Here is a 2890-nt window from a genome sequence, read left to right as displayed (position 1 = left end):
TAAAGAAAACTAAATATCCTTTTCAGCCAACTCACTAATTAAATGATCGAAAGGTTCCGCCAAAAAAGCACCAGTTGGAATACCTGCTGCCTCTACCTCAGACTTAACCAGTTCTTTCATAATACCAATACCTATCACAGTAGGTCCAATAGGTACTCCTAAAGAATTATAAGTTTCCCGAAGCCCCTGTAGCACACGCTCATCCAAAACGTCTGTATTACCTGCTACTAAAGCATAAGTAGCATAGCGCAGATAATAATCCATGTCCCGTAGACAAGCTGCATAACGACGAGTTGTATAAGCATTACCACTGGGACGAATTAATTCTGGTTGTTGTGCAAACAAAGTAACTGCAGCTTGTTTAACCAAACTAGCAGCCTGAGAATTAATTACTGTAGCAGCTTGTACTCGTGCAGTACCAGTTTCAAAATAAGATTTTAATTGATCGACCCCATCTCGATCTAAATAACGACCCTTAGAATCGTAATTTTCTATTAAGCTAGTTACAGTGTCCCGCATAAAATCAATACTCCCAACAATTTCTTAAACTTTCCATATTAGCCTACTACAAATTGACACCTAGCAGAATCATTAGAATAGGCCATAGAAATATTGTCACATTCGATACAAAAACTCAACAATTTTAATTCTTATTATTAGCCAGATGTATTCTTATTAGAGCTAACTACAGTCAGCCTTACTGCCCTCTCTGTTTTCGACGTGCCGTCTGTGGTCTCGGTTAAAACAATAGAGAACCCCAGATGCAAAGTTCATACAATTTTCAATTTGTCACTTTGTGACCTTTTGTCAAAGTTTTATAGAGCAGTAGCAGTAGCTATTAAGCCTCTTAAGAAAAGCAAAATTTAAGATTTAGGAGCTAATAATGGCACAAACCGCTCAAGATGTCTTGAACTGGATTAATAATGATGACATTCAAGTTATTGATTTGAAATTCATCGACCTACCTGGTATTTGGCAACATTTAACAGTTCACAAAAGCCAAATTGATGAAAGTTCTTTCACAGATGGAGTTGCCTTCGATGGTTCCAGTATTCGTGGCTGGAAAAATATTAACGAGTCAGACATGATGATGGTACTCGATCCAACTACTGCTTGGATTGACCCTTTTATGGCAGAACCTACATTAAGTATTACCTGTAGTATTAAAGAACCTAGAACTGGTGAGTGGTATAGTCGTTGTCCTAGAGTTATTGCTCAGAAAGCAGTTGAATACTTGAAAACAACAGGTCTTGGAGATACAGCATTCTTTGGTCCGGAAGCTGAATTTTTTGTGTTTGAAGATGCTCGTTTCGACCAAACAGAAAATAAAGGATACTACTATGTAGATAGTGTAGAAGGTCGTTGGAACTCTGGTCGTGAAGAAGATGGAGGTAACAAAGCCTATAAACCAGGTTACAAACAAGGCTACTTCCCTGTATCTCCCACAGATACTATGCAAGACCTACGCACAGAAATGCTGTTAACAATGGCTAAGTGTGGAGTACCCATTGAGAAGCATCACCACGAAGTAGCTACAGGTGGTCAGAATGAATTAGGTTTCCAGTTTGGCAAGTTGGTAGAAGCTGCAGACAACTTAATGATTTATAAGTATGTCATCAAGAATGTGGGCAAAAAATATGGCAAAACTATTACTTTCATGCCTAAGCCTATATTTAACGATAATGGTTCGGGGATGCACTGTCACCAGTCAATCTGGAAAGATGGACAGCCTTTATTCTGGGGTGATGGTTATGCTAACTTGAGTAAGATGGCTCTTAATTATATTGGTGGTATCCTTAAGCACGCTCCAGCAATATTAGCTTTCTCTAATCCTTCTACTAATTCTTATAAGCGATTAGTTCCTGGTTTTGAAGCTCCGGTAAACTTGGCTTATTCTCAAGGAAACCGTTCTGCTTCTGTTCGGATTCCTTTAAGTGGTACTAATCCTAAAGCAAAACGACTAGAATTCCGTTGTCCTGATGCTAGTTGTAACCCATATCTGGCTTTTGCGGCAATGCTTTGTGCTGGTATTGATGGGATTAAGAATGAAATTGACCCTGGCGCATCTTTGGATGTGGATATTTATGACCTCAGTCCTGAAGAGTTGAGTAAGATTCCTTCCACTCCCGGTTCCCTAGAGGGTGCTTTGGAAGCTTTGGAAAAAGACCATGAATTTTTGACTACTGGTGGGGTATTTACGGAGGATTTGATTCAAACTTGGATTGAGTACAAGTTGGATAATGAGGTTAACCCTATGCGTTTACGCCCTCATCCTTACGAATTTTCTCTCTACTATGATTGCTAAGTCATAATAGTAATTTCATTTTATTAGCCTTCCCAGAAGAAGGCTATTTTTTTGCCTTTCATATCACATCCCCTTCCTTTCTATACCTCGCCTAGTGTAAAATCATAAACATTTTCATTCTATGAAGCTCCAAAAAAAATCCCGCGTCAAAGGATTTTCGGTTGCATCCTCAACAAAATTTTGATAATATAATAATGGATAGTTGTGTTCGTATATCATTATGACTTTTTATTCAACTTTTTTTTGCCCTGGGTATCCTACGAAAGATTTGATTAAAACTTGAATTGAGTATAAGTTGGATAATGAGGTTAACCCTATGCGTCTACGCCCTCATCCTTACGAATTTTCTCTGTACTATGATTGCTAATTGACATCCTCCCGACGCTGCTCTTACGAGACAGGGCGGGATTCCCTAGCATTGCTGGTAGGAGCTTTCTGTTTCATAGCACCCGCATAAACGAGATTTACTCTCTTCCGGTCTTACGGTCGCTCCACAGACTGACACTGCGAGTCCCGCAGCCAAAATATTTATACTTGCGTTGATATCCCGGTCATGGTGACTACCACATTCAGGACAATCCCACA

3 protein-coding genes are annotated in these 2890 nt (G+C 39.3%); 1 reads left to right on the top strand and 2 read right to left on the bottom strand.

The window, feature by feature from the left end; translation table 11 throughout:
- Positions 1 to 9: 9 nt before the first annotated feature.
- A complete protein-coding gene (apcB, locus tag F6K22_RS37550; RefSeq protein ID WP_293109891.1) occupies positions 10 to 519 on the bottom strand; it encodes an allophycocyanin subunit beta in 510 nt (169 codons plus the stop codon).
- Between the two features lie 364 nt (positions 520 to 883).
- Here apcB and glnA point away from each other — a divergent pair, with 364 nt between their 5' ends.
- Complete coding sequence (glnA, locus tag F6K22_RS37545) at positions 884 to 2305, top strand: type I glutamate--ammonia ligase (RefSeq protein WP_293109889.1); 1422 nt, start codon at positions 884 to 886, stop codon at positions 2303 to 2305.
- Between the two features lie 412 nt (positions 2306 to 2717).
- Here glnA and F6K22_RS37540 read toward each other — a convergent pair.
- On the bottom strand, positions 2718 to 2890 hold a 173-nt coding region (locus F6K22_RS37540; RefSeq protein WP_363275285.1), incomplete at its 5' end, for a zinc ribbon domain-containing protein.

This window comes from Okeania sp. SIO2F4 (genome assembly GCF_010672385.1).
In the GTDB taxonomy this organism is placed as follows: Bacteria; Cyanobacteriota; Cyanobacteriia; order Cyanobacteriales; family Microcoleaceae; genus Trichodesmium.
The sequence above is the reverse complement of the archived record's forward strand: the minus strand, read 5'-3'. Positions and strand labels throughout refer to the sequence as shown.